The organism is Pseudomonas sp. No.117 (assembly GCF_054558395.1).
The window spans coordinates 409251-433855 of the sequence record NZ_BAAJNP010000001.1 but is presented as its reverse complement, the minus strand read 5'-3'; the positions used below and the strand labels follow the sequence as shown (position 1 = coordinate 433855).

At 66.8% G+C, this 24605-nt stretch carries 24 protein-coding genes; 16 read left to right on the top strand and 8 right to left on the bottom strand.

Going from position 1 to position 24605, the window contains the following annotated elements:
* Positions 1-2 precede the first annotated feature (2 nt).
* The gene (gene uvrD / locus ACYJP6_RS02020; protein WP_459472948.1) at positions 3-2171 is read right to left on the bottom strand and encodes a DNA helicase II; all 2169 of its coding nucleotides are present in this window, start codon (positions 2169-2171) and stop codon (positions 3-5) included.
* A 270-nt stretch (positions 2172-2441) separates the two neighbouring features.
* Here uvrD and hexR point away from each other — a divergent pair, with 270 nt between their 5' ends.
* Both hexR and ACYJP6_RS02010 read left to right on the top strand, forming a co-directional pair.
* Positions 2442-3311 (top strand): transcriptional regulator HexR, encoded by an 870-nt coding sequence (hexR, locus tag ACYJP6_RS02015; protein ID WP_459472946.1) that lies wholly within the window; start codon positions 2442-2444, stop codon positions 3309-3311.
* Positions 3312-3385: 74 nt separating this feature from the next.
* Positions 3386-3607, top strand: coding sequence for a PA3496 family putative envelope integrity protein (locus ACYJP6_RS02010; RefSeq protein WP_459472944.1), 222 nt, complete (start codon positions 3386-3388; stop codon positions 3605-3607).
* Here the strand turns inward: ACYJP6_RS02010 and ACYJP6_RS02005 are convergent.
* A complete protein-coding gene (locus ACYJP6_RS02005) occupies positions 3537-4511 on the bottom strand; it encodes a LysR family transcriptional regulator (protein WP_459473413.1) in 975 nt (324 codons plus the stop codon). The genes ACYJP6_RS02010 and ACYJP6_RS02005 overlap by 71 nt on opposite strands.
* A gap of 138 nt (positions 4512-4649) precedes the next feature.
* On the opposite strand from ACYJP6_RS02005, the gene ACYJP6_RS02000 reads away from it, so the two are divergent.
* The 8 genes from ACYJP6_RS02000 (at position 4650) to ACYJP6_RS01965 (ending at position 12227) form a co-directional block, all read left to right on the top strand.
* The gene (locus ACYJP6_RS02000; RefSeq protein ID WP_459472942.1) at positions 4650-6065 is read left to right on the top strand and encodes an acetyl-CoA carboxylase biotin carboxylase subunit; all 1416 of its coding nucleotides are present in this window, start codon (positions 4650-4652) and stop codon (positions 6063-6065) included.
* A gap of 13 nt (positions 6066-6078) precedes the next feature.
* Entirely contained in the window at positions 6079-7884 is a 1806-nt protein-coding gene (gene oadA / locus ACYJP6_RS01995; protein ID WP_459472940.1) for a sodium-extruding oxaloacetate decarboxylase subunit alpha, read from the top strand.
* Positions 7885-8043: 159 nt separating this feature from the next.
* Complete coding sequence (locus tag ACYJP6_RS01990) at positions 8044-8166, top strand: hypothetical protein (RefSeq protein ID WP_459472938.1); 123 nt, start codon at positions 8044-8046, stop codon at positions 8164-8166.
* 203 nt (positions 8167-8369) lie between these two features.
* Entirely contained in the window at positions 8370-9260 is an 891-nt protein-coding gene (locus ACYJP6_RS01985) for a metal ABC transporter substrate-binding protein (RefSeq protein WP_459472936.1), read from the top strand.
* Positions 9257-10027, top strand: a complete 771-nt coding sequence (locus tag ACYJP6_RS01980) for a metal ABC transporter ATP-binding protein (protein ID WP_459472934.1) — start codon at positions 9257-9259, stop codon at positions 10025-10027. The genes ACYJP6_RS01985 and ACYJP6_RS01980 overlap by 4 nt, the downstream gene beginning before the upstream one ends.
* Entirely contained in the window at positions 10027-10881 is an 855-nt protein-coding gene (locus tag ACYJP6_RS01975; RefSeq protein ID WP_459472933.1) for a metal ABC transporter permease, read from the top strand. Before ACYJP6_RS01980 ends, ACYJP6_RS01975 begins: the two co-directional genes overlap by 1 nt.
* Complete coding sequence (locus ACYJP6_RS01970) at positions 10881-11726, top strand: metal ABC transporter permease (protein ID WP_459472931.1); 846 nt, start codon at positions 10881-10883, stop codon at positions 11724-11726. Before ACYJP6_RS01975 ends, ACYJP6_RS01970 begins: the two co-directional genes overlap by 1 nt.
* 66 nt (positions 11727-11792) lie before the next feature.
* On the top strand, positions 11793-12227 hold the full coding sequence (locus ACYJP6_RS01965) for a CBS domain-containing protein (protein ID WP_459472930.1): 435 nt from the start codon (positions 11793-11795) through the stop codon (positions 12225-12227).
* Positions 12228-12303: 76 nt separating this feature from the next.
* Here the strand turns inward: ACYJP6_RS01965 and ACYJP6_RS01960 are convergent, their stop codons facing one another.
* Genes ACYJP6_RS01960 through ACYJP6_RS01950 form a run of 3 tightly spaced genes read right to left on the bottom strand, consistent with a single transcriptional unit; the run spans position 12304 to position 14077 of the window.
* Entirely contained in the window at positions 12304-12984 is a 681-nt protein-coding gene (locus ACYJP6_RS01960; RefSeq protein ID WP_459472928.1) for a GNAT family N-acetyltransferase, read from the bottom strand.
* Positions 12981-13430: an N-acetyltransferase family protein gene (locus tag ACYJP6_RS01955; protein WP_459472926.1), complete on the bottom strand. Its 450-nt coding sequence runs from the start codon at positions 13428-13430 to the stop codon at positions 12981-12983. The genes ACYJP6_RS01960 and ACYJP6_RS01955 overlap by 4 nt, the downstream gene beginning before the upstream one ends.
* A gap of 14 nt (positions 13431-13444) precedes the next feature.
* Complete coding sequence (locus ACYJP6_RS01950) at positions 13445-14077, bottom strand: FMN-binding negative transcriptional regulator (RefSeq protein ID WP_459472924.1); 633 nt, start codon at positions 14075-14077, stop codon at positions 13445-13447.
* A 92-nt stretch (positions 14078-14169) separates the two neighbouring features.
* Between ACYJP6_RS01950 and pdxR the strand changes: the two genes are divergently transcribed.
* The gene (gene pdxR / locus ACYJP6_RS01945) at positions 14170-15639 is read left to right on the top strand and encodes a MocR-like pyridoxine biosynthesis transcription factor PdxR (RefSeq protein ID WP_459472923.1); all 1470 of its coding nucleotides are present in this window, start codon (positions 14170-14172) and stop codon (positions 15637-15639) included.
* Here the strand turns inward: pdxR and ACYJP6_RS01940 are convergent.
* Both ACYJP6_RS01940 and ACYJP6_RS01935 read right to left on the bottom strand, forming a co-directional pair.
* Positions 15587-16393 carry an amino acid ABC transporter permease gene (locus tag ACYJP6_RS01940; protein WP_459472921.1) on the bottom strand — a complete coding sequence of 269 codons (807 nt, stop codon included), beginning with the start codon at positions 16391-16393 and terminating at the stop codon, positions 15587-15589. The two genes, pdxR and ACYJP6_RS01940, sit on opposite strands and share 53 nt — an antisense overlap.
* A complete protein-coding gene (locus tag ACYJP6_RS01935) occupies positions 16390-17217 on the bottom strand; it encodes an ABC transporter substrate-binding protein (RefSeq protein WP_459472919.1) in 828 nt (275 codons plus the stop codon). Before ACYJP6_RS01935 ends, ACYJP6_RS01940 begins: the two co-directional genes overlap by 4 nt.
* Positions 17218-17317: 100 nt before the next feature.
* On the opposite strand from ACYJP6_RS01935, the gene ACYJP6_RS01930 reads away from it, so the two are divergent.
* On the top strand, positions 17318-18220 hold the full coding sequence (locus tag ACYJP6_RS01930) for a homocysteine S-methyltransferase family protein (protein ID WP_459472917.1): 903 nt from the start codon (positions 17318-17320) through the stop codon (positions 18218-18220).
* Between the two features lie 66 nt (positions 18221-18286).
* On the opposite strand, the gene ACYJP6_RS01925 is transcribed toward ACYJP6_RS01930, so the two are convergent.
* Positions 18287-19039: an SDR family oxidoreductase gene (locus tag ACYJP6_RS01925; protein ID WP_459472915.1), complete on the bottom strand. Its 753-nt coding sequence runs from the start codon at positions 19037-19039 to the stop codon at positions 18287-18289.
* Positions 19040-19138: 99 nt separating this feature from the next.
* Between ACYJP6_RS01925 and ACYJP6_RS01920 the strand changes: the two genes are divergently transcribed.
* From ACYJP6_RS01920 to ACYJP6_RS01905, 4 genes are all read left to right on the top strand, one after another.
* A complete protein-coding gene (locus ACYJP6_RS01920; protein ID WP_459472913.1) occupies positions 19139-20080 on the top strand; it encodes a LysR family transcriptional regulator in 942 nt (313 codons plus the stop codon).
* A gap of 242 nt (positions 20081-20322) precedes the next feature.
* Positions 20323-21657, top strand: coding sequence for a CitMHS family transporter (locus tag ACYJP6_RS01915; protein ID WP_459472911.1), 1335 nt, complete (start codon positions 20323-20325; stop codon positions 21655-21657).
* A 113-nt stretch (positions 21658-21770) separates the two neighbouring features.
* Complete coding sequence (locus ACYJP6_RS01910) at positions 21771-22523, top strand: TerC family protein (RefSeq protein ID WP_459472909.1); 753 nt, start codon at positions 21771-21773, stop codon at positions 22521-22523.
* Between the two features lie 165 nt (positions 22524-22688).
* A complete protein-coding gene (locus tag ACYJP6_RS01905; RefSeq protein ID WP_459472907.1) occupies positions 22689-24359 on the top strand; it encodes a Na/Pi cotransporter family protein in 1671 nt (556 codons plus the stop codon).
* Positions 24360-24605: the final 246 nt, after the last annotated feature.

The following is a 24605-nucleotide window of genomic DNA, read 5'->3' as shown; positions in this document are numbered from 1 at the left end:
GGCTAGAGCGGTTCGAGCTTGGCGTAGCTCACCATCAGCCACTTGCTGCCTTCGGACTTGAAGTTCACCTGCACCCGCGCATGGGCACCGGAGCCCTCGTAGTTGAGGATGACGCCCTCGCCGAACAGGGCATGCCGCACCGGCTGGCCGAGACTGAAGGTGGTTTCCGGCACCGGCGCCTGGGCGAAGGGACTGGGGCGGCTGCCGGCAAAGGGTTGCTTGACCGCATTGGACAGCCGTACCTCTTGGATGAGGCCGTCCGGTACCTCGCGCACGAAGCGCGAGACCTTGTTGTAGGTCTCGCTGCCGTAGAGCCGACGGGTCTCGGCATAGCTCATCACCAGGCGGCGCATGGCGCGGGTGATGCCCACGTAGGCCAGGCGGCGTTCCTCTTCCAGGCGGCCGGGTTCTTCCAGGCTCATCTTGTGCGGGAACAGGCCTTCTTCCAGACCGGCGAGGAACACCAGGGGGAATTCCAGGCCCTTGGCGCTGTGCAGGGTCATCAGCTGGACGCTGTCCTCGTGGCTGTCGGCCTGGGTGTCGCCGGATTCCAGGGCGGCATGGTCGAGGAAGGCCGCCAAAGGCGTCATCTCCTCGTCACCGCTGAAATCGAAGGAGCGCGCGGCGCTGACCAGTTCTTCCAGGTTCTCCACCCGGGCCTGGCCCTTCTCGCCCTTTTCTTCCTTGTGGAAGGTGACCAGGCCGGTCTGCTCGATGATCTGCTGCACCAGGTTGTGCAGGGACAGGTCCTCGGCCTTGAGCGCCAGGGTGTCGACCAGCTCGACGAAGGCATTGAGCGCCGAGGCGGCGCGACCGGAGACGGCGCGGGCGCCGACCAGGTCGTGCAGGGCCTGCCACAGCGAGGTGTTCTGGGCACGGGCGGCGCTGCGCAGCGCTTCCACGGTCTTCTCGCCGATGCCCCGCGGCGGCACGTTGATCACCCGCTCCAGGGCGGCGTCGTCGTGGCGATGCTGGATCAGCCGCAGGTAGGCCATGGCGTTCTTGATCTCGGCGCGCTCGAAGAATCTCAGGCCGCCATAGATGCGATAGGGGATCTTCTCGCGCAGCAGGGCCTCTTCCAGCACCCGCGACTGGGCGTTGGAGCGGTAGAGGATGGCCATCTCGCTGCGCCGGATTCCCTTCTTGAATTCGCTCTCGATGGTCTCGACGATGTAGCGCGCCTCGTCGTGCTCGTTGAAGCCGGCATAGAGAGTGATGGCGTCGCCTTCGCCGGTGTCGGTCCACAGCTCCTTGCCGAGCCGGCCGAAGTTGTGGGCGATCAGGCCGTTGGCGGCCTTGAGGATGGTGTCGGTGGAGCGGTAGTTCTGCTCCAGGCGGATGATCTCCGCCGAGAAGTCCTCGTTGAACTGCTGGATGTTCTCGATCTTGGCACCGCGCCAGCCATAGATGGACTGGTCGTCGTCGCCCACCACCATGAGGCTCGCGCCATTCTGGGCGAGGTGCTTGAGCCAGGCGTACTGGACGGCGTTGGTGTCCTGGAATTCGTCCACCAGCAGGTGCTGGAAGCGCCGCTGGTAGTGTTCCAGCAAGCTGGGGTTGTTGCGCCAGAGGTCCAGGGCGCGCAACAGCAGCTCGGAGAAGTCGATCACCCCGGCACGGGCGCAGGCCGCCTCGTAGGCTTCGTAGATGCTGCGCATGGTGCTGAGGAAGAGGTCGCCGGCGGCCTGGATGTGCTGCGGCCGCAGGCCCTCGTCCTTCTGGCCGTTGATGAACCACTGCGCCTGGCGCGCCGGCCAGCGCTGCTCGTCGAGGCCCAGCTCGCGGATCACCCGCTTGACGATGCGCTGCTGGTCGTCGCTGTCGAGGATCTGGAAATTCTGCGCCAGGCCCGCTTCCTGCCAATGGGCGCGCAGCAGCCGGTGGGCGAGGCCGTGGAAGGTACCGACCCACATGCCCTGCGGACTCATCCCCAGCAATTGCTCGATGCGGTGGCGCATCTCGGCGGCGGCCTTGTTGGTGAAGGTCACCGAGAGGATGGAGTGCGGCGAGGCGCGCTCGACCTGGATCAGCCAGGCGATGCGGTGCACCAGCACCCGGGTCTTGCCCGAGCCGGCACCGGCCAGGACCAGTTGGCGACCCAGGGGCGCGGCCACGGCCTGGCGCTGGGCATCGTTGAGGGAATTGAGCAGCAGGGAGATGTCGTCATTCATCGCCGCATTCTACCGATGCGGCGAAAGGAGCGCCAAACCAGACGGATAGGAGGCGAGGGCAGGCGGGACGGCCGTATACCACCGCCCAGGACCTGGCGTAGGTTGCCTGGGCGCGCTCCCTGGCCGGGTAGTCGGCAGTGTGGACGACTACCGAAACGCCTGTGACGAGGCCGAAAAAGCCGTGCTGAATCGTAATGACCAAGAGCCTGGCCGACCGTTATGTAGTATAAGTACGACGCACTACATCCGCCCGCTAGCCGAGATACGCCTGTGAACCTCATGCAACACATTGCTCAATCCCGCCACCTGCTGCGCAAGTCGGAGCTCAAGGTCGCCGAGCAGGTCATGGTGGATCCGGCGGCGGTCATGCACAGCTCCATGGCCGATCTCGCCCATAACGTCGGCGTCAGCGAGCCTACCATCGTGCGCTTCTGCCGGGCGATCGGCTGCGACGGCTTCCAGGACCTCAAGCTGCGCCTGGCGCAGAGCCTGGCGGCGGGGGCCAGCTTCGGCCAATTCGCCATCCACGAGAACGATGCGGTGGAGGACTTCAGCCTGAAGATCTTCGACACCACCCTGCATACGCTGATGGACGTGCGCGAGCGGCTGGACATGCGGGCGCTGGAAACGGCCATCGAGGCGATCGCCAAGGCCCAGCGGGTGATGTTCTACGGCTTCGGCGCCTCGGGTTCGGTGGCCAACGACGCCCAGCACAAGTTCTTCCGCCTGCAACTGAGCGCCACCGCCTATTCCGATCCGCACATGCAGGCCATGTCGGCGGCGACCCTGACGCCCTCCGACGCGGCCATCTGCATCTCCCAGTCGGGGCGTTCCAAGGACCTGCTGATCACCGCCAACCTGGTGCGCGACAACGGCGCCGCCCTCATCACCATCTGCCCGGGGCAGACGCCGCTGGCCGACTTGTCCACGGTGAACATCGCCATCGACGTCCACGAGGACACCGACATCTATGTGCCCCTGACCTCGCGCATCGCCCACCTGGTGGTGATCGATGTGCTGGCCATGGGCGTGGCCATGTCGCGCGGGCCGGCGTTGGTCGAGCACCTCAAGAGCGTCAAGCGCAGCTTGCGCAGCCTGCGGCTGTCGTCGAAGTCGAGCAAGCACAGCGACACCCAATAGTCGTCGCGCTGTCGCCAAACCGTCACCTGTTAGGGGGAAGCTGCCCATTCCGATCCCAGCCCGGAGGAATAGGCATGACCGCTCTCGTCCAGGAATCCAGCGTCCGTCTCGACAGCAAGACCCGCAGAAAGCTACAGGATCAGCGGCGGATGAAATTCCGCCGCGCCATCGAGGCCCGTGCCGAGGAGCAGCGGCTCGCCGTGGAGCTCGATGAACTGCTGTTCCTTAATCCGTTGCTGGACGAGCGGCAGGCGCAGCGCCTGCAGCAGGCTCCAGGGCGATACCTAACGCATTGATCAGGCTGCGCTGGCTACGCAGGTAGTCGACGAAGGCCCTGGCCACCGGCGAGAGTGGCTTGCCGCGCGGATGGACCACGCACCAGGAGCGCCGCAGCGGCAGCTCGGCGACGTCCAGTTCGACCAGGCTGCCGGCGACGAGCTCGCTGCGAATGGCCTGGCGCGGCAGCAGGGCCAGGCCCAGGCCGGCACGGACCGCCTCGCGTTGCGCCTCGAAGGCGCCGATTTCCAGCTGCTCGGCGAAGTGTGCCCGTTTCTGCTTGAGATAGTCCTCGCAGGCCTGGCGCGTACCCGAGCCCACTTCGCGCACCAGCAGTGGATAGGCGGTTAGGTCACGCAGGCTCAGGCCGCTGCGTCCCGCCAGGGCATGGCCCGGGCGCGCCACGGCGACGATGGCGTTGTCCAGCAACGGCAGGAATTCCAGGTCCGCGTTGCCCGGCACCCCGGACATCAAGGCCACGTCTTCGCGACTCTCCGTCAGCCGCCGCAGCACCCGCGCATGGTTGCCCACGGTCAGTGCCAGATCGACCTGGGGATGACTGCCGCGAAACTGGCTGAAGAGGTGCGGCGCCAGGTACTGGGCACTGCTCTCCACCCCCAGGCGCAACTGGCCGTGCAGGGCGCCACGCAGGTTCGACAGCTGCATGTCGAGGCTGCCCAGGCGGGCGAAGAGATCGCGCCCGGTCTGGCGCAGCGCCTCGCCGGCCTCGGTGAGGTAGAGGGTGCGGTTGAGGTAGTTGAACAGCGGGGCACCCACCAGCTCCTCGAGCTGGCGCACCTGCAGGCTCACCGCCGGTTGGGTGAGCGCCATGATGTCGGCGGCTCGGCTGTAGGAGCGGGCCTCGCAGACGGCCTCGAATACCTGCAGTTGGCGAAAGGTGAGCCGCATCAACGGCTTGCGCATGGGCATCGACAGCATCCATAAGTGATAACTTATGGAGTATCCAACAATTATTTATTTTCCATAAGGGAAGGCCTGACGTAGTTTCGAGGCACCGGCAATAACAAGCGGCTGCAGACCGCAGCAGACAAGGAGCCAGGTGTGATCAAGAAGATACTCATCGCCAACCGCGGCGAGATCGCCGTGCGGATCGTCCGGGCCTGTGCCGAGATGGGCATTCGTTCGGTGGCGGTCTATTCCGATGCCGATCGCCAAGCGCTCCACGTGAAACGTGCCGACGAAGCCCATGGCATCGGCAGCGATCCGCTCGAGGGCTATCTCAACCCGCGCAAGCTGGTGAACCTCGCCGTGGAGACCGGTTGCGACGCCCTGCATCCCGGCTATGGCTTCCTATCGGAGAACGCCGAGCTGGCGGAAATCTGCGCCCAGCGCGGCATCCGCTTCATCGGGCCGTCCGCCGAGGTGATCCGGCGCATGGGCGACAAGACCGAGGCCCGGCGCAGCATGATCGCCGCTGGAGTGCCCTGCACCCCGGGCACCGAGGGCAACGTGGCGGATCTCGCCGAGGCCCTGCGCGAAGGCGATCGCCTCGGCTACCCGGTGATGCTCAAGGCCACCTCCGGCGGAGGCGGGCGCGGTATCCGCCGCTGCAACTCCCGCGAAGAGCTGGAACAGGCCTATCCGCGGGTGATCTCCGAGGCGACCAAGGCCTTCGGCTCGGCCGAGGTGTTCCTCGAGAAGTGCATCGTCAATCCCAAGCACATCGAGGCGCAGATCCTCGCCGACAGCCATGGCAACACCGTGCACCTGTTCGAGCGCGACTGCTCCATCCAGCGGCGCAACCAGAAGCTGATCGAGATCGCCCCCAGCCCCCAGCTCACTCCCGAGCAGCGCGCCTACATCGGCGACCTGGCGGTGCGCGCGGCCAAGGCGGTGGGCTACGAGAACGCCGGTACCGTGGAATTCCTGCTCGCCGAGGGCGAGGTGTATTTCATGGAGATGAATACCCGGGTGCAGGTGGAGCACACCATCACCGAGGAAATCACCGGCATCGACATCGTTCGCGAGCAGATCCGCATCGCCTCCGGCCTGCCACTGTCCTTCGCCCAGGAAGACGTCCAGCACCGCGGCTTCGCCCTGCAATTCCGCATCAACGCCGAGGATCCGAAGAACAACTTCCTGCCGAGCTTCGGCAAGATCACCCGCTACTACGCGCCGGGTGGTCCGGGCGTGCGCACCGACACCGCCATCTACACCGGCTACGTGATCCCGCCGTACTACGACTCCATGTGCCTGAAGCTGATCGTCTGGGCGCTGACCTGGGAAGAAGCCATGGATCGTGGCCTGCGCGCCCTGGACGACATGCGCGTGCAGGGGGTGAAGACCACCGCGCCCTATTACGAGGCCATCCTGCGCGATCCCGAATTCCGCAGCGGGCGCTTCAATACCAGCTTCGTGGAAAGCCATCCTGAGCTGACCCAGTACTCGATCAAGCGCAACCCGACGCACCTGGCCATCGCCATCGCCGCCGCCATCGCCGCCCACGCCGGTCTGTAAGGACGACAGAACAATGAAAAGCATCCAGATCACCGACACCATCCTGCGCGACGCCCACCAATCGCTGCTGGCGACCCGCATGCGCACCGAAGACATGCTGCCGATCTGTGCCAAGCTCGACCAGGTCGGCTACTGGTCGCTGGAAGTCTGGGGCGGCGCCACCTTCGACGCCTGCGTGCGCTTCCTCAAGGAAGATCCCTGGGAGCGCCTGCGCCAGCTGCGCAAGGCCTTGCCCAATACCCGCCTGCAGATGCTTCTGCGTGGCCAGAACCTGCTGGGCTATCGGCATTACAGCGACGACGTGGTCGAGGCCTTCGTCGAGCGCGCCGCGGCCAATGGCACCGACGTCTTCCGCATCTTCGATGCCATGAACGACGTGCGTAACCTGGAAACCGCCATCCGCGCGGTCAAGGCCACCGGCAAGCACGCCCAGGGCACCCTCTGCTACACCACCAGCCCGGTGCACAGCGTGGCGGCCTTCGTCGACCAGGCGCGGCGCATGGCCGACCTGGGCGTGGATTCCATCGCCATCAAGGACATGGCCGGCCTGCTCACGCCCTATGCCACCGGCGATCTGGTCAAGGCACTCAAGGAGGCCCTGGCGCTGGACGTGGTGGTGCATTCCCACGACACCGCCGGCGTGGCCTCCATGTGCCAGCTCAAGGCGGTGGAGAACGGCGCCGACCGCATCGAGACGGCGATCTCCAGTATGGCTTGGGGCACCAGCCATCCGGGGACCGAATCCATGGTCGCCGCGCTGCGCGATACGCCCTACGACACCGGGCTGGACCTGGAGCTGCTGCAGGAGATCGGGCTGTACTTCCATGCGGTACGCAAGAAGTACCACCAGTTCGAGAGCGAATTCACCGGCGTCGACACCCGGGTGCAGGTCAACCAGGTGCCGGGCGGCATGATCTCCAACCTGGCCAACCAGTTGCGCGAGCAGGGCGCCCTCAATCGCATGAACGAGGTGCTGGAAGAGATTCCGCGGGTGCGCAAGGACCTGGGCTATCCGCCCCTGGTGACCCCGACCTCGCAGATCGTCGGCACCCAGGCCTTCTTCAACGTGCTGGCCGGCGAGCGCTACAAGACCATTACCAACGAGGTGAAGCTCTATCTGCAGGGCCGCTACGGCAAGGCGCCTGGCGAGATCTGCGAGCAGCTGCGCAAGCAGGCCATCGGCCAGGAAGAGGTCATCGACGTCCGCCCCGCCGATCTGCTCAGCCCGGAACTGGCGCGCCTGCGGGCCGACATCGGTGACCTGGCCCAGAGCGAAGAGGACGTCCTGACCTTCGCCATGTTCCCCGACATCGGGCGCAAGTTCCTCGAGGAACGCGCCGCCGGCACCCTGGTGCCGGAAGCCTTGCTGCCCATCCCCAGTGCGGATGGCGTGGCGGCAGTGGGTGGCCAGGGCGTGCCGACCGCCTTCAGCGTGGACGTGCATGGCGAGACCTACCAGGTGGACATCACCGGCATCGGCCTGAAGACCGAGGGCAAGCGGCACTTCTATCTCTCCATCGACGGGGTGCCGGAAGAAGTGGTGTTCGAGGCCAGTGGCGATTTCGTCGCCGAGGGTGGCCAGCGGCGGCGCCAGGCGGAGCGTCCGGGTGATGTCAGCACCACCATGCCGGGCAACATCGTCGAGGTACTGGTGAAGGAGGGCGATCAGGTAAAGGCCGGGCAGGGCGTGCTGGTCACCGAAGCCATGAAGATGGAAACCGAGATCCAGGCGCCCATCGCCGGCACCGTCATCGCGGTACGAGTGGCCAAGGGCGACCGGGTCAATCCGGGTGAAGTCTTGATCGAAATCGAAGGCTGAGATCACTTCGATTTCCCTCGGGGGCCTTTAGGCCCCCTTTTTTATGGGGACTCTCTATCCGTTCGATTGAGAAAAAGCACTAACACCTTCCGATAGGGTCTGCTATTTAATATAGCCATGGCTATAACGATCCCCGGAGGATTCGCGATGCTTAAAGACATGAAGAGACGTGCACTGCAGGGCCTGCTGGACAAGCTGCTCGACCCACGTGCAGAGCGGCGGGTGGCGGACGCCCCGGCAGAACGACCTGCCGCCCCGCTGCGTGGCGCCTTGGCCCTCTGAGCCGCGACGCCGCCTGCCCGCAGGCAATTTGATCCTTCCCCCTCTGCTGATGACGTTCAGGCTCCGCTGACGTCATCACGCCCGTTTTCCCTGACCTTCGCCCCAGACCAGCCTCATCCGCGGTTACAAAGTCTCCGCGCACTCTCGATAGGTTGTGCTATCTAATTTAGCCAAGGCTATACATTTGGCGAGAGGCGAAGCGGATGTTGAAGAACACGAGACGCTGGGCACTGGCGGGCCTGCTGGGCTTGTTGCTCGGCCAGGCCCAGGCCGCCGAGCCGTTCAAGGTGGTCACTACCTTCACGGTGATCGCCGACATGGCGCGCAACGTGGCGGGGGATGCCGCCCGGGTGGAATCCATCACCAAGCCCGGTGCCGAGATCCACAACTACCAGCCCACCCCGGGCGATCTGCTCAAGGCGCGGGATGCCCAGCTGGTGCTGTGGAACGGCCTGAACCTGGAGCTGTGGTTCGAGCGCTTCTTCAGTCGCATGAAGGACGTGCCCAGCGCCGTGGTCTCCCAGGGCATCACACCCATCGCCATCGCCGAGGGGCCTTACGCCGGCAAGCCCAATCCCCATGCCTGGATGTCGCCCACGGCGGCGCTGATCTACGTCGACAACATCCGCGATGCCCTGGTCAAACACGATCCGACCCATGCCGACACCTACAGACGCAACGCCGAAGCCTACAAGGCGCGCATCACCGCGACCCTCGAACCCCTGCGCCAGCAATTGCAGGCGATTCCCGCGCCGCGTCGCTGGCTGGTGTCCAGCGAGGGCGCTTTCAGCTACCTGGCCCGCGACCTGGGGCTCAGGGAGCTCTATCTCTGGCCGATCAACGCCGATGGGCAGGGCACCCCGCAACAGGTACGGCGGGTGATCGAGACGGTACGCGCCGAGCGCATTCCGGCGGTGTTCAGCGAGAGCACGGTGTCCGCCGCGCCGGCCGAGCAGGTGGCGCGGGAGAGCGGCGCGCGCTACGGCGGGGTGCTCTATGTGGATTCCCTCAGCGCCGCCGACGGCCCGGTCCCCACCTACGTCGATCTGCTGCGGGTGACTACCGAGACCCTGGTGCAGGGGTTGGCGCCATGATCGCCCTCGAAGGGATCAGTGTGACCTATCGCAATGGCCATACCGCCTTGCGCGACGCCAGCCTGGTGGTGCCGGGTGGCTCCATCACCGCCCTGGTCGGGGTCAATGGCAGCGGCAAGTCCACCCTGTTCAAGGCGATCATGGGGTTCGTGCCCATCCGCAGCGGCCAGGTGCGGGTCGATGACTTGCCCGTCGCCCAGGCACTCAAGCGCAATCGGATCGCCTACGTCCCCCAGAGCGAAGACGTCGACTGGGACTTTCCGGTACGGGTGGAGGACGTGGTGCTCATGGGGCGTTACGGCCGGATGAATTTCCTGCGCCTGGCGCGGGCTGCCGATCACCAGGCGGTGGACGCCGCCCTGGCCCGGGTAGGGATGACCGAGCTGCGCAAGCGGCAGATCGGTGAACTCTCCGGTGGCCAGAAGAAGCGCGTCTTCCTCGCCCGCGCCCTGGCCCAGGACAGCCGGGTGATCCTCCTGGACGAGCCCTTCACCGGGGTGGACGCTACCTCCGAACGGGCCATCATCGAGTTGCTCCAGGCGCTGCGTGCCGAGGGCCGCGCCATGCTGGTCTCGACCCATGACCTGGCCAGCATCGAGCGCTTCTGCGATCGCACCGTGCTGCTCGACCGTACCGTGCTGGCCCAGGGGCCGACCGCGGAGGTGTTCACCCGGGAAAATCTGGAGCGCACCTTCGGCGGCGCCCTGCGCCTGTTCGATGGCGGCCGCCCGGCGTCGCCAACGCCGCAGTGGCGGGAGCGGGCCTGATGGAAGGGCTGCTCGAACCCCTGGCCTACGGCTACATGAGGAATGCGCTGGGCGCCGCCGCTCTGGTGGGCGGACTCTGCGCCTTTCTTTCCGCCTACCTGATGCTCAAGGGCTGGTCGCTGATCGGCGATGCCCTGTCCCATGCCGTGGTGCCGGGCGTGGCCGGCGCCTACCTGCTGGGGCTGCCGCTGGCCCTGGGCGCTTTCGTCGCCGGCGGCGCGGCGGCGGGGGCCATGCTCGGGCTACGGCAATACACCCGGCTCAAGGAGGACGTCATCATCGGCCTGATCTTCAGCGCCTTCTTCGGCGGCGGCCTGTTCCTGGTGTCCCTGGCGCCGGTGGCGGTGGACATCCAGACCATCGTCTTCGGCAACATCCTGGCCATTACCCCGGAGGCCAGTCGCCAGTTGCTGATCATCGCTGGGGTGTCCCTGCTGGTGTTGCTGCTCAAGTGGCGCGATCTGCTGCTGGTGTTCTTCGACGAAGGCCAGGCACGGGCCTGCGGGCTCAACCCCACCGGGTACCGACTGCTGTTCTTCACCCTGCTGGCGCTGAGTACGGTGGCGGCCATGCAGACGGTGGGCGCCTTCCTGGTCATCGCCCTGGTGGTGACGCCCGGCGCCACGGCCTATCTGCTCAGCGACCGCTTCGCGCGGGTGGTACTGATCAGCGTGGCCATCGGCGTCGGCAGTGGCCTGCTGGGCACCTACCTCAGCTACTTTCTCGATGGCGCCACCGGTGGCTGCGTGGTGGTGCTGCAGACGCTGATCTTCCTGCTGGCCTTCGTGCTGGCGCCACGGCATGGCCTGCTGGCCAACCGGCGGCGGGCGCGGCAGACGGCGGAGGAAGGCTGATGGACTGGCTGCTGCTGACCCTGGACATCGACTTCATGCGCCAGGCGCTGCTGATGGCCGTGCTGGTGGCGATACCCACGGCGCTGCTGTCCTGCTTTCTGGTACTCAAGGGCTGGGCGCTGCTGGGCGATGCCATCGCCCACGCGGTGTTTCCCGGCCTGGTGCTGGCCTCGGCGCTGGGCGCGCCGCTGGTGGCCGGTGCCTTCGTCGCCGGCTTGGGCTGTGCCCTGGCCACCGGTTACCTGAAGCGCCACAGCCGGGTGAAGCAGGACACCCTGATGGGCGTGGTCTTCTCCGGCATGTTCGGCCTGGGGCTGGTGCTGCACGCCCGGCTGGCCACCGACCTGCACCTGGACCACATCCTGCTTGGCGACCTGTTGGGGGTGACGCCAACGGCCTTCTGGCAGATGGCAGTGATCGCCACCCTGGTGGTGCTGGCACTGGCCTGTCGCTGGCGCGACCTGCTGGTGCTGGCCTTCGATGCGGCCCAGGCGCGGGCCCTGGGCCTGCGGGTGGGTCTACTGCACTACGGATTGCTCGGCCTCATCGCCCTGACGGTGGTGGGTGCGCTGCAGGCGGTGGGCATGGTGCCGGTGGTGGCGCTGCTGATCGCACCGGGCGCCACGGCCTTTCTGCTGACCCGCTCCTTCGGCCGGATGCTGCTGGCGGCCACGGCACTGGCGGTGACGGCCGCCCTGGGCGGGGTGCTACTGAGCCTGGCCTGGGACAGCGCGCCGGCGCCGACGATGGTGCTGCTGCTGACGGCGGGCTTCGTGCTGGCCCTGGCATGGCGCCTGTGGCGGGATCGACGTCGCTCGGGCGATAAGGGTGTTCAATCGGCCTGATGTAATCGGCTGACTGGCCCTGCCAGGCGTTCCCGGTCACGCTCGCCTACCCTCAGGAGAACAATCATGAAAACCGTCGCCCAGTTGCTCGCCGCCAAAGCTCAGCAAGACGTCTACACCACCACGCCGGAAGCCTCGGTGCTCGAGGCGCTGCAGCTGATGGCGGACAAGAACGTCGGTGCCCTGCCGGTGGTGCGGGGTAACGAACTGGTCGGCATCGTCAGCGAGCGCGACTATGCGCGCAAGATGGTGCTGCAGGGACGCTCCTCCTATGCCACCCCGGTGAGCACCATCATGACCGCCGCGGTGATCATCATCCTGCCGCAGCAGACGGTCGCCGATTGCCTGGCATTGATGACCGAGCACCGCCTGCGCCACCTGCCGGTGATGGGTAATGGCCGCCTGATCGGCCTGCTGTCCATCGGCGACCTGGTCAAGGAAACCATGATCGAGCAGGCTGCGCTGATCCGCCAGCTGGAAGGCTATATCCGCGGCGAATGAGCCGGCACCAGGCCAGCGCTGAGCGGCGCTGGCCTTCTCCAGGGTAATCCTCGGCTCGCTTGGGCAGCCTAGCGGCCTAGACGGCCGACGCGGCGGCTACGGCCAGGGCGTTGCGTTGCCGGCCCTCGGCATCGAAATTCTCCGCCGCCAGCCAGCGCTGGAAGCCTGCGTCCACGGCGGGCCATTCCCCATCCAGCAGGCTGAACCAGGCGGTGTCGCGATTGCACCCCTTGACCACCCGGTGCTGGCGGAACAGGCCTTCGTAGCGGAAGCCCAGGCGCTCGGCGGCCCGTTTCGAACGGGCGTTGGCGGCGTTGCACTTCCATTCCAGGCGGCGATAGCCGAGGGCGAAGGCTTCCTGCATCAGCAGGTGCACGGCCTCGGTGGCCAGCGGCGTGCGCTGCAGGCGCCCACCGAAGGCGACATGGCCGATCTCGATGCTGCCATGGTCGGGCACGATGCTCATCAGGCTGAGTTGGCCCAGGGCGCGGCCGTCGCGGGGGTCGACCACGGCATAGAACAGCGGATCATCGCCCGGGGCCAGGCTCGCCAGCCAGGTCTGGAAGGCCGCCTGGTCGGCGAAGGGGCCATAGGGCAGGAAGTCCCAGAGCGTCGGATCGGCCTGCTCGCCGGCTTGCAGGGCCTGCCAGAGATCTGCGCCATGGCGCGCCGGATCGAGGGGCTCCAGGCGCACATGGTGGCCTTGCAGTGGGCGAGCCTGGGGTACTCGGGCAGGGGTCCAGGCGAGGTGGGTCATGGGCGCTCTCCCAAGAGCTGACGGTACTGGATGAAGCCGGAGCGCGCAGCGATACGATCGTAGAGCTGGCGCCCCGGATAGTTGGTCTCCTGGGTCAGCCAATGCACCCGGTCGCAGCCGTCCGCTTCGGCACGGGCATAGACGTGTTCGATTAGGGCACGCCCCAGGCCACCGCCACGATGGCCCGCGGCGACATAGAGATCCTGCAGGTAGCAGTAATCGGTCTCGGTCCAGCAGGAGCGGTGATAAATGAAATGCACCAGTCCTAGCGGCCGCTCACCGTCCCAGGCCAGGGCGCCATGGATGGGCTCGTTCGAATCGAGCAGGCGATGCCAGGTACTGGCATAGGTGGTCTCCGGCAGGACGGTCTCGTAGAAGGCCAGATAGGCCTGCCAGAGGTCGTGCCAGACGGCGTGGTCGGCTTCGGCCAGGGGGCGGATGGTCATGGATGGCTCCAGGGTCAGGCGGGAGAGGTGATCAGGGCGGCCAGGGCCTGGTCGCCGGGTACAGGGCTGGCGGCCAGGCCCTGGCGGACGCCCGCGCGGTCGGCGGCGTTGCGATTCTGGCTGAGCTTGGCGATGCCCTGGAGGCTGTCGAGGGGCAGGCGCAGGCCACGAATGGCGCGCAGCAGGCCCTGCAGGTAATCCGCGGGGGCATCCGCGACCTGCCAGGGTTGCGCACGGCCGGCTTCATGCTGGTTGGTGAGCCGCTCCAGTAGCGGCAGCAGGCGCTCGGGCTCGTCGAACACCTCGACGCTGCCGCGGGCGTGCACCGCCTGGTAGTTCCAGGTCGGCACCACCCGCCCATGCTCGGCCTTGCCGGGATAGAAGGAGGGGCTGACATAGGCCTGGGGGCCCTGGAACACCGCCAGTACCCTGCCGGCCCCTGCCAGCGCCTCCGCCTGGGGATTGCTGCGCGCCAGATGACCGTACAGGGTGCCATAGGGACCTTCGTCAGGATCCAGCCAGAGCGGCAGATGGCTGACCAGCGGACCGGCCTCGGTCTGGCTCACCAGCAGTGCCAGGGCGTGTTCCCGCAGGTGCTGGTGCAGCCTGGGCAGGTCGTCGAGACGGAAGGCGGGATTGGGGTACATGGGCGCTATCTCTCCAGCGGCGTCTTGCCATGCTAAGGTCGACTTTGGCTCCCTGTAAGAGCCAATTTTCATGACTTTCAGGGTGCCAATCCATGCTGGGATTCGATCCCTCGGGTCTGCTGCTGAAACCCGGCCAGGGCCTGGCACGGCAGCTTTACCAGGGCCTGCGCGAGCGCATCCTGACCGGTGAGTTGGCCGCCGGAGTGCGCTTGCCGGCCAGTCGCGAACTGGCGCGGTTGCTCGGTATCTCGCGCAATACCGTGACTGCCGCCTACGAGCAACTGCTGGCCGAGGGCTTTCTCGACAGCCGCCTGGGCGACGGCACCTACGTCGCGCCCGTGGCCCAGGCGCTGGTCGCTCCCGGTGATTCGGCCGGGATGACAGCTGCACTGCCGGTCAGCGTGCCGCCGGGAGCGCCGTGCGCCTTTCGGGTCGGCCTGCCGGCGGTGGATCTGTTTCCCTTCGCCACCTGGGCGCGGCTGCAGCAGCGTTTCTGGCGTCAGCCGGAGCCGGCGCTGCTGGGCTATCGCGAACCCGGCGGCGAGCCACGGCTGCGGTGGCTGCTCTGCGCCTATCTGCGCCAGGCGCGCGGCCTGGTCTGCACGCCCGAGCAGATCCTCATCACCACGGGCGCCCAGCAGGCCATCGAGCTGTGCGCCCGGCTGCTGCTGGCGCCCGGGGTACAGGCAGCCATGGAAGACCCCGGCTATCGCGCCGCGGGCCTGGCGTTGCAGAGTGGTGGAGCTCAGCTACAGGGCGTGCCGGTGGATGCTGCCGGGCTCCAGTTGGATCGCCTGGCTGACCATCCGGACTGCCGGCTGGTCTATGTCACCCCCTCGCACCAGTATCCCACCGGCGCGGTACTTTCGCTGCCGCGACGGCTGGCGCTCTTGGACTGGGCGCGGCAGACGGATGGCTGGATCGTAGAGGACGACTACGATGGCGAATACCGCTACCAGGGTGCGCCGCTGGCGCCCCTGGCCGCGCTGGATCGCCATGGCCGGGTGCTCTATGTCGGCACCTTCTCCAAGATCGCCTTTCCCGGCTTGCGGCTGGGCTATCTGGTGGCCCCGCCGGCCCTGGTGCCCGAACTGCTGGCCTTGCAGCGGGCCGGCATCCGCCATCTCGACAGCGCCACCCAGACGGTCATGGCCGACTTCATCGAGCAGGGTCACTTCCAGCGCCACATTCGCCGCATGAGACGCGCCGCGCGCAGTCGCCGCGACGCCCTGCTGGCCGGCTGGCCTACGGTAGCCGGCTGCGCCACGCCGGGCGTCCCGGTTGCCGGCCTGCACCTCTGCCTGCCGGTGGCGAGCCTGGCCCGCGAAGCCGAGCTGGTAGAGCGAGCGGCCGCGGTCGGGGTGGAGCTCAATCCCCTGTCGCGCTATTGGCTACCCGAAGGCCCGACCCCGCCCGACGCCCGCGCCGGACTAGTGCTGGGCTTCGCGGCGGTGCCGGAGGAGCGGATCGGCGAGGCGCTGGCCAGGCTGCGAGGGGCCTGGTCTGACCCTAACGCCCCCGATACGCCTTCCCATAGTGCCTTTCCAGGCGCGACTGCATGAATTCCATCGCCAGCGACAGCAGCCAGTAGAGCACCGCCGCGGTGGTGAGCATTTCCAGGTAGCGATAGCTGGAGCGGCCATAGGACTGGGCGAGGAACATGACTTCCCAGACGCCCATCGCCGAGACCAGGGAGGAATCCTTGAGCATGGAGATGAACTGGCTGGTGGTGGGCGGGATGATGCTGCGCATGGCCTGGGGCAGGGTGACGCGCAAGAAGATCACCCGTGGCGCCAGGCCAAGGGCCAGGGCTGCCTCGCGTTGACCGGCGGGGACGCCGAGCAGGCCGGCGCGGAAGATCTCGCTGAGGTAGGCGCCATAGTTCAGCGACAGGGCGAGGATGCCGGCGCTGATGGCGCCCGGTACTACGCCGATCTGCGGCAGGCCCAGGTAGATCAGCAGGATCTGGATCAGCAGCGGGGTGCCGCGGAAGAAGGAGGTGTAGAAGGTGGCCACGCCGTAGGCCAGGGCGCTGGACGACAGCCGCCCCAGGGCCGCGGCGAAGCCCAGCAGTACCGATACGGCGATGGAGCAGAGACTGAGGAACAGCGTCAGGGCTGCGCCCTGCAGGAAGCCGTTGGGGCCCAGGCGCCAGCCCACCAGGTTGGGCAGGCGCGGCCAGACGCTGGCGAACTTGAGATCGAAACCCAGCACGAAGACCACGCCCCCGGCCAGCAGCGCCAGCCAGGTCAGCCAGACGCGGGTACGAAAGCTCAGCAGGGGGCGGCGCTGGGGCGGCGGTGGGAGGTCACTCATTGGGCTTGGGTGATGTCGGCGCCGATCCACTTCTCGGAGATGCGCTTCAGGGTGCCGTCCTGGCGCAGGCCGTCGATGATCTCGCGCAGCTTGGCGGCGAATTCCGCATCACCCTTCTCGATGGCCACGGCGTTAGGCTCGGCATAGAGCGGGGCGCCGGCCAGCTTGAACTTGCCGTCCTGGGCGATGCGCGGCTGGGCGGTCACCAGGTTGGTCAGCACCGCGTCCAGACGCTTGCCGGTGCCCAGGCCCAGGTCCTGGAAGGCGACGTTGTCGTCGGGGTAGGGCACCACCTGGACGTTGTCGAAGGGATAGCTCAGCGGCTGGTCTTCCTGGCCCTCGATGGTCAGGTCCTTGTTCAGGTAGCTCTCGTAGGAAGAGGCGCTGGTGACGCCGACCTTCTTGCCCGAGAGATCCTTGGCGCCCTGGATGCGGTCGTCACCGGCGTTGACCACGATCACCGCCGGCGAGGCGTAGTAGTTGACCGGGAAATCGAACACCTGGGCGCGCGCCTGGCTGGGGGTCATGGAGCAGATGCAGACGTCGTAGCGACCGCTCCAGCGACCGGCGGCGATCACGTCCCAGGACGGCGTCTCCAGGCGCAGCTTGACGCCCAGCTTGTCGGCCACCGCCTTGGCCACGTCCACGTCGAAGCCTTCCAGCTGGTTCTGGGCATTGAGCTGGGAGAAGGGCGGATAGCTTTCCATGAGCACGTTGACCAGCTCGCCCTTGGCCTTGATGCGATCCAGGGTGGCGCCGGCGGTGGCCGAAGTGGCGACCAGCGCCAGGGTCAGGCCTAAGGCCGATAGCAGAGCGGTTCTCATGAGGGCGTCCTTTGCAAAGGTAGACAGGGCCTGGTATTAGAGAGATATGAGAACCAATATTGAACTCTGTTTTAGTTATAAGGAAAAGTGAAATCCCTCTATGGCCAAGATGAATCTCGTTCTTCTCGATGGTGGCATGGGGCGCGAGCTACAGCGGCGCGGGGCGCCTTTCCGGCAGCCGGAGTGGTCGGCCCTGGCGCTGAGCGAGGCGCCGGAGCAGGTGGAGGCGGTGCATCGCGCCTATATCGAGGCTGGCGCCCAGGTGATCACCAGCAACAGCTATGCGGTGGTGCCCTTCCATATCGGCGAGGCGCGTTTCGCCGCCGAAGGTGAAGCCCTGGCCGCGCGGGCCGGGCAACTGGCGCGGCAGGCGGTGGTGGCCAGCGGTCAGCCGGTGCGGGTGGCGGGATCCCTGCCGCCGCTGTTCGGCTCCTATCGGCCCGACCTGTTCGAGCCGGCGCGGGTGGACGAAGTCCTGCAACCGCTGATCCGCGGCCTGGCGCCCCATGTCGATCTCTGGCTGGCGGAAACCCAGAGTTCGCTGGCGGAGGTACGCGCCATCGCCGCCGGGCTGCCGGACGATGGCAAGCCGCTGTGGCTGTCCTTCACCTTGAAGGACGAAGACGTCGACGAGGTGCCGCGGTTGCGATCCGGCGAACCGGTGGCCGAGGCCGCGCAATTGGCCGTGGAACTGGGCGCTGGAGCCTTGCTGTTTAACTGCAGCCAGCCCGAGGTGATGGCGGCGGCCCTGGATACCGCACGCCAGATCTTCGCTGCGGCAGGTATCGAAATTCCCTTCGGCGCCTATGCCAACGCCTTCCCGCCCCAGCCGGAAGAGGCCACCGCCAACGACGGCCTCGACCCGCTGCGCCCCGACCTCGACCCGCCCGGCTACCTGAGTTTCGCCCAGGACTGGCAGGCGCGTGGCGCGAGCCTGATCGGCGGCTGCTGCGGCATCGGCCCGGAACACATCGCCGTGCTCGATCAGCGGCTGCGCGACTGACGCCAGTCGTAAAAAGCGGACAGCGCCCTGGGCCCTGTCCGCTTTTTTCTTGCCACCACGCGCCGCTCAGACCTGCGCCTGGCCGCCGTCGGCGAACAGCTCGGCACCGTTGACGAAGCTGGAATCGCTGGACGCCAGGAACAAGGCGACCTGGGCGATTTCCTCCGGCTCGCCGACCCGGCCCAGGGGGATCTGGCTGGCCAGGTGGTCCAGCAGGCCCTGTTGCTGGGCGGCATCCGGGCCGGCCAGTTCCACCAGGCCCGGGGTGCGGGTGGCGCCGGGGCTGAGGGTGTTGATGCGGATGCCGCGCCCCTGCAGCTCCAGGATCCAGTTGCGCGCGAAGGCGCGCACGGCGGCCTTTGACGCGGCATAGACGCTGAAGGCCGGGGTGCCGGTGCTGGCGGCGGTGGAACCGGCGAGGATGACCGAGGCCTGGTCCGCCAGCAGCGGCAGGGCCTTCTGCACGGTGAACAGCGTGCCCTTGACGTTGCGGTCGAAGGTATCGTCGTAGTGGGCCTCGGTCACCTCGGCGAGCGGCAGCAGGCTGCCACCCCCGGCGTTGACGTAGAGCACGTCGAGGCGACCGTGCTCGCGGCGGATGCGCTCATAGAGGGTATCGAGCTGGTCCAGTCGCGAGGAGTCCACGGCGATGCCGGTGGCGTTGCCGACCTGGGCGACGGCGGCGTCCAGTTCCGCCTGTCGCCGCCCGGTCAGGATGACGTGGGCGCCTTGCTGGGCGAAAAGCTTGGCGGTGGCCAGGCCGATACCGCTGGTGGCGCCGGTGACGAGGGCGATCTTGTCTGCAAGCTTGAGGGTCATGTCGATTCTCCACGAGGTTGTGTTCAGGTGGAATCAGCCTATCGACCCGCTGATCTTTGCAAAATAGAATGATTTGAAAGTCATCGTTGCAGAAATGAAATGAGCAGATTGCCGGATTTCGAGGGCTTAGCGCTGTTCGCCAAGGTGGCCGAGGAGGGCTCCTTCGCTGCCGCCGCTCGGGTACTGGGGGTATCGGTGGCCACCGTCTCGCGGGCGGTAGCACGGTTGGAAGAGCGGCTGGGCAGCCGCTTGCTCAATCGCACCTCGCGTCAGCTGTCGCTGACCGAATTCGGCCGCGAACTGGCCGTCCGGGCTGGCGAGCTCTATTGCCAGGCGGAAGCGATGGAGAGCGAAGCCCAGGCGCGCGCGGTCCAACCACGTGGCCAGGTACGCCTGGCGGTGCCCATGGCCTTCGGCCTGCGCTGGGTCGCGCCGCTGTTGCCCGACTTGCTGCGCCGCTATCCGCAGCTGACGGTGGATCTGCACCTGTCCGATGCCACCGTCGACCTGGTGGCGGAGGGTTTCGACGCCGCCCTGCGCATCGCCGCCTTGCCCGACTCCTCGCTGGTCGCCCGGCGGCTCTGCGCGGTCAGTCAGCTGCTGGTGGCGGCGCCGGCGTATCTGGCGCACCGCGGCCACCCTGGCCATCCCGCCGAGCTGACCGAGCATGCCTGCCTGAGCTACGCCTACCGGGCGCGCAGCCAGGTATGGCGCTTCACCCACGCCGACGGTCGCGAAGAAAGCGTGCTGCCCCGCGGCCCCTTGCGCGTCACCAATTCCGAGGCCTTGCTACCGGTATTGCTGGAAGGCCTGGCCATCGCCGAGTTGCCGGAGTTCATTGCCAGCGAATACCTGGCCGACGGCCGCCTGGTGCGGTTGCTGCCGGACTGGCACCTGACCCGTGGCGGACTCTATTTCGTGACGCCCTCGGCGCGCAGCCGGCCCACCAAGATCCAGGTGCTCCTGGATTTCTTCGTCGAGCACCTGAGTGCACCCCGCTGGCAGCTGGACGAATCGCACAGGTCCGTGGCGGCTTCGTGACAGCCCGCACCCTCCGCTGGCCACCACGCAAGGCTGGCGAAAGGTTGACCTCTTAGGATCCTCGCAAGACCCGCCCCCGTGAGCGGGCGACGTGCCTACAAAAATAACCAGGATCCTTGCCATGTCGTACCTGTCCCCCCGGGCGTCGCTGCACGCCTCCGTCCCCTGGATTTTCGCCCTCACCGCGCCCCAGCGCCGCGGCTGAACCCTCTCCCTTTCGCGAAATTTCCAGAGGTATTCCCATGCTGACTTTCCTCGGCTTTGCCATGGTCATGACCTTCATGTACCTGATCATGACCAAGCGCCTGTCACCCCTGATCGCCCTGACCATGGTGCCGATCGCCTTCGCCGTGCTGGCCTGGGCGCTGTCCAGCGAATTCGCCAGCCTCGGCCACGTCAAGCTCGACGCCCTCGGCCCGATGATGCTCGACGGTATCCGCAAGCTGGCGCCCACCGGCGTGATGCTGCTGTTCGCCATCCTCTATTTCGCGGTGATGATCGACACCGGCCTGTTCGATCCGGCGGTGCGCTGGATCCTTAAGCTGGTCAAGGGCGATCCGCTTAAGGTGGCCCTGGGTACCGTGTTCCTGACCCTGGTGGTGTCCCTGGACGGCGACGGCTCGACCACCTACATGATTTGCGTGGCCGCCATGTTCCCGCTGTACAAGCGCCTGGGCATGAATCCGCTGATCATGACCTGCCTGATGCTGCTCTCCAGCGGGGTGATGAACCTGACCCCCTGGGGTGGCCCGACCGCCCGCGCCGCCAGTGCCCTGCACGTGGATCCGGCCGACGTCTTCGTGCCCATGATCGCGCCCATGCTGCTGGCCATCGCCTGGCTGTTCTTCCTCGCCTATCTCTACGGGCGTAGTGAGCGCGCGCGCCTGGGCATCCTGCAGATCGGCGATACCGAAGGCGCCAACGTCACCGTGTCCCAGTGCGAGGAAGCCCGCCGGCCGCAGCTGCGCTGGTTCAACGGCCTGCTGACCCTGGCCCTGATGGCAGCCCTGGTGACCGGGGTGCTGCCCATGCCGGTACTGTTCATGATCGCCTTCGGCATCGCCATGATCGTCAACTACCGCTGCCTGAACATGCAGAAGCAGCGCATCGCTGCCCATGCCGAGAACGTGCTGGCGGTGGTCTCGCTGATCTTCGCCGCGGGCATCTTCACCGGCATCCTCTCGGGGACCGGCATGGTCGACGCCATGTCCAAGGGCCTGCTGGCGGTGATCCCGGACGCCCTGGGCCCGTACATGGCGGTGATCACCGCCCTGGTCAGCCTGCCGTTCACCTTCTTCATCTCCAACGATGCCTTCTACTTCGGCGTGCTACCGGTGCTGGCCGAGGCCGCCGCAGCCTATGGCATCAGCCCGGTGGAGATCGCCCGGGCCTCCATCGTCGGCCAGCCCGTGCACCTGCTCAGTCCCCTGGTGCCCTCCACCTACCTGCTGGTAGGCCTGGCCAAGGTGGAATTCGGCGACCACCAGCGCTTCACTCTGAAGTGGGCTACCGTGACCTGCCTGTGCCTGTTGGTCGGAGCTTTGTTACTGGGTGTGTTTCCGCTGTACAGCCGCTAGAGTTTTACCCACTGGACGACTAGCCTTGCCGGCTGTTCGAAAACGGCGTGTCGCCCGACACGCCTTTTCCATTAGAGCGTGCCCTAGACACGCCTTCTACGAGAGGATTTGCAATGGAGTGGTTGACCAACCCGGAAATCTGGGTCGCCTTCTTTACCCTGACGGCCCTGGAGATCGTCCTGGGCATCGACAACATCATCATGATCTCCATCCTGGTCAGCCGCATGCCCAAGCACATGCAGGCGCGGACCCGCTTCTTCGGCCTGGCCCTGGCCATGGTCACCCGTATCCTGCTGCTGCTGTCCATCACCTGGGTGATGCGCCTCACCGCCGACCTGTTCTTCGTCTTCGGCCAGGGCATCTCCGGCCGTGACCTCATCCTCTTCTTCGGTGGCTTGTTCCTGCTGTGGAAGAGCAGCGCCGAGATCTACCACGGCCTGGAAGGCGAGGAAGAGCAGGACGAGGACGCGCCGGCGAAGAAGGGCAGCGGCTTCATCGGCACCATCATCCAGATCGCCATCATCGACATCGTCTTCTCGCTGGACTCGGTGATTACCGCGGTCGGCATGGTCAGCCACGTCCCGGTCATGGTCGCGGCGATCATCGTCGCGGTGCTGGTGATGATGCTGGCGGCCGGGGCCATCAGCACTTTCATCGACAAGCACCCGAGCCTGAAGATGCTGGCGCTGTCCTTCCTGATCGTGGTCGGTACCGTGCTCATCGCCGAAGCCTTCGAGGTTCACGTGCCCAAAGGCTACGTCTACTTCGCCATGGCCTTCTCGCTGGCGGTGGAAGCCATCAACATCCGCCTGCGTGGCAAGGCCAAGGCGCGCGAGGCGGTCAAGCTGCGCAAGGAACAGATCTGAGCCCAGCGGCGGAACCCGACCGGGTCTCCGCCGCCTAATCCAGCAGGTCCCCCGCGAGCCCGAAGGTGCCTCATCTTCGGGCTCGTGCGTCTGTGCAGAACGGTCATTACGATTTTGTGACAAGCTCGCCAGGAGCTCTTGGACACGCGCCGGGAGGGCGCCACGATGCTGACACTGCTCAACCTGCTATCCGCCGTGGCCCTGCTGGTCTGGGGCACCCATATCGTGCGTACCGGCATCCTGCGGGTGTACGGCGCCAGCCTGCGCCGTGTGCTCAGCCGCAGCATGCAGCGCATGCCACTGGCCTTCCTCTCCGGCATCGCCGTCACTGCCCTGGTGCAGAGCAGCAACGCCACCGCGCTGCTGGTGACCTCCTTCGTCGCCCAGGGCCTGGTGCCGCTCACCCCGGCGCTGGCCATCATGCTCGGCGCCGATGTGGGTACCGCGCTGATGGCGCGGGTGCTGACCTTCGACCTGTCCTGGCTGTCGCCGCTGCTGATCTTTCTCGGCGTGGTGTTCTTCCTCGGTCGCAAGCAGACCCGCGCCGGCCAGCTCGGCCGGGTCGCCATCGGCCTGGGCCTGATCATCCTGGCGCTGCAGCTGATCGTCGAGGCGGCCTCGCCCATGACCCACGCCGCCGGGGTTAAGGTGCTGTTCTCCTCGCTGACCGGCGATGAACTGCTCGACGCCCTGACCGGCGCGGTCTTCGCCATGGTCTCCTATTCCAGTCTGGCGGCGGTGCTGCTGACCGCCACCCTGGCCGGCTCCGGGGTCATCTCGCTCAAGGTGGCGCTGTGCCTGGTGGTGGGCGCCAACCTGGGCAGCGGCGTGCTGGCCTTGATGGGCGCGGCCAAGCAGGGTGTGGAAGCGCGGCGGGTGGCGGTGGGCAGCCTGCTGTTCAAACTCGCTGGCTGCATCCTGGTACTGCCCTGGATCGGCCTCTTGGCCGACTGGCTGCAGGGCTACGACTTCAACGAAGCCGAGGTGGTGATCGGCTTCCACGTTGCCTACAACCTGGTGCGCTGCCTGCTGTTCCTGCCCCTCACCGGGCCCCTGGCGCGCTTCTGCACCGCCATGCTGCCGGCCAAGGACAGCGCCGAGACCATCCTGCGCCCGCGCCACCTGGACACCGCGGCGCTGGACACCCCGGCCCTGGCGCTGACCAATGCGTCGCGCGAGCTGCTGCGCATGGGTGATGTCATCGAGCAGATGCTGCAGCACCTGCTGGTGCTGATCAACGCCGGCGACAAGCAGCTGGCTCGGGAGGTGCGCCGCCTCGACGACGACGTCGACGCCCTCTACACGGCGATCAAGCTGTACCTGGCGCGCATGCCCCGCGATGACCTGGACGAGCGCGACAGCCGGCGCTGGGCCGAGACCATCGAACTGGCGATCAATCTGGAGCAGGCCGGCGATCTCATCGAACGCATGGCCAGCGACGTGGAGAGCAAGAAGATCGCCGCCCGGCGTTCCTTCTCGGCCTCCGGCGTGGACGAACTCGCCGCCCTGCACCGGCTGCTGGTCGACAGCCTCAAGCTGTGCCTGTCGGTATATCTGTCCGGCGACCTGGACGCGGCGCGCCGCCTGCGCCGGCTCAAGCAGCGCTTTCGCCTGCTGGAACGGCGTTACGCCCATGCCCACGTCGAGCGGCTGCACCAGCAGGTGGTGGAAAGCTTCGAGACCAGCTCCCTGCACCTGGGTTTGCTCAGCGACATGCGCCGGGTCAACTCGCTGTTCTGCAGCATCGCCCACGGCGTGCTGGAGGCGGCCGATGCCGGTTACGCCACCGAGCACGAATTGCCGGTGGAAGGGCGGGAAGAGGCGGGTGAGGCCTGAGGTTGGGGTCCGTGGGTGAGGCTACGCCGTCATTCACGCTACTGATCTGATCTTGTCAGCGCCAATGAAGTTGAGCGCCACTTCGGATGGCCCCCTCTCCCCTGGGGAGAGGGCTGGGGTGAGGGAGCCCCCTGCTGCGAACTCCCAGTGGAAAAGGCTGCGCCGTTTTCCACGCTACGGTACTGTGCGCCTAAGCCTTATCGCGGGCATGGCGGTCCGCCGATGCTGCCGCTCCTGCAGGGACTC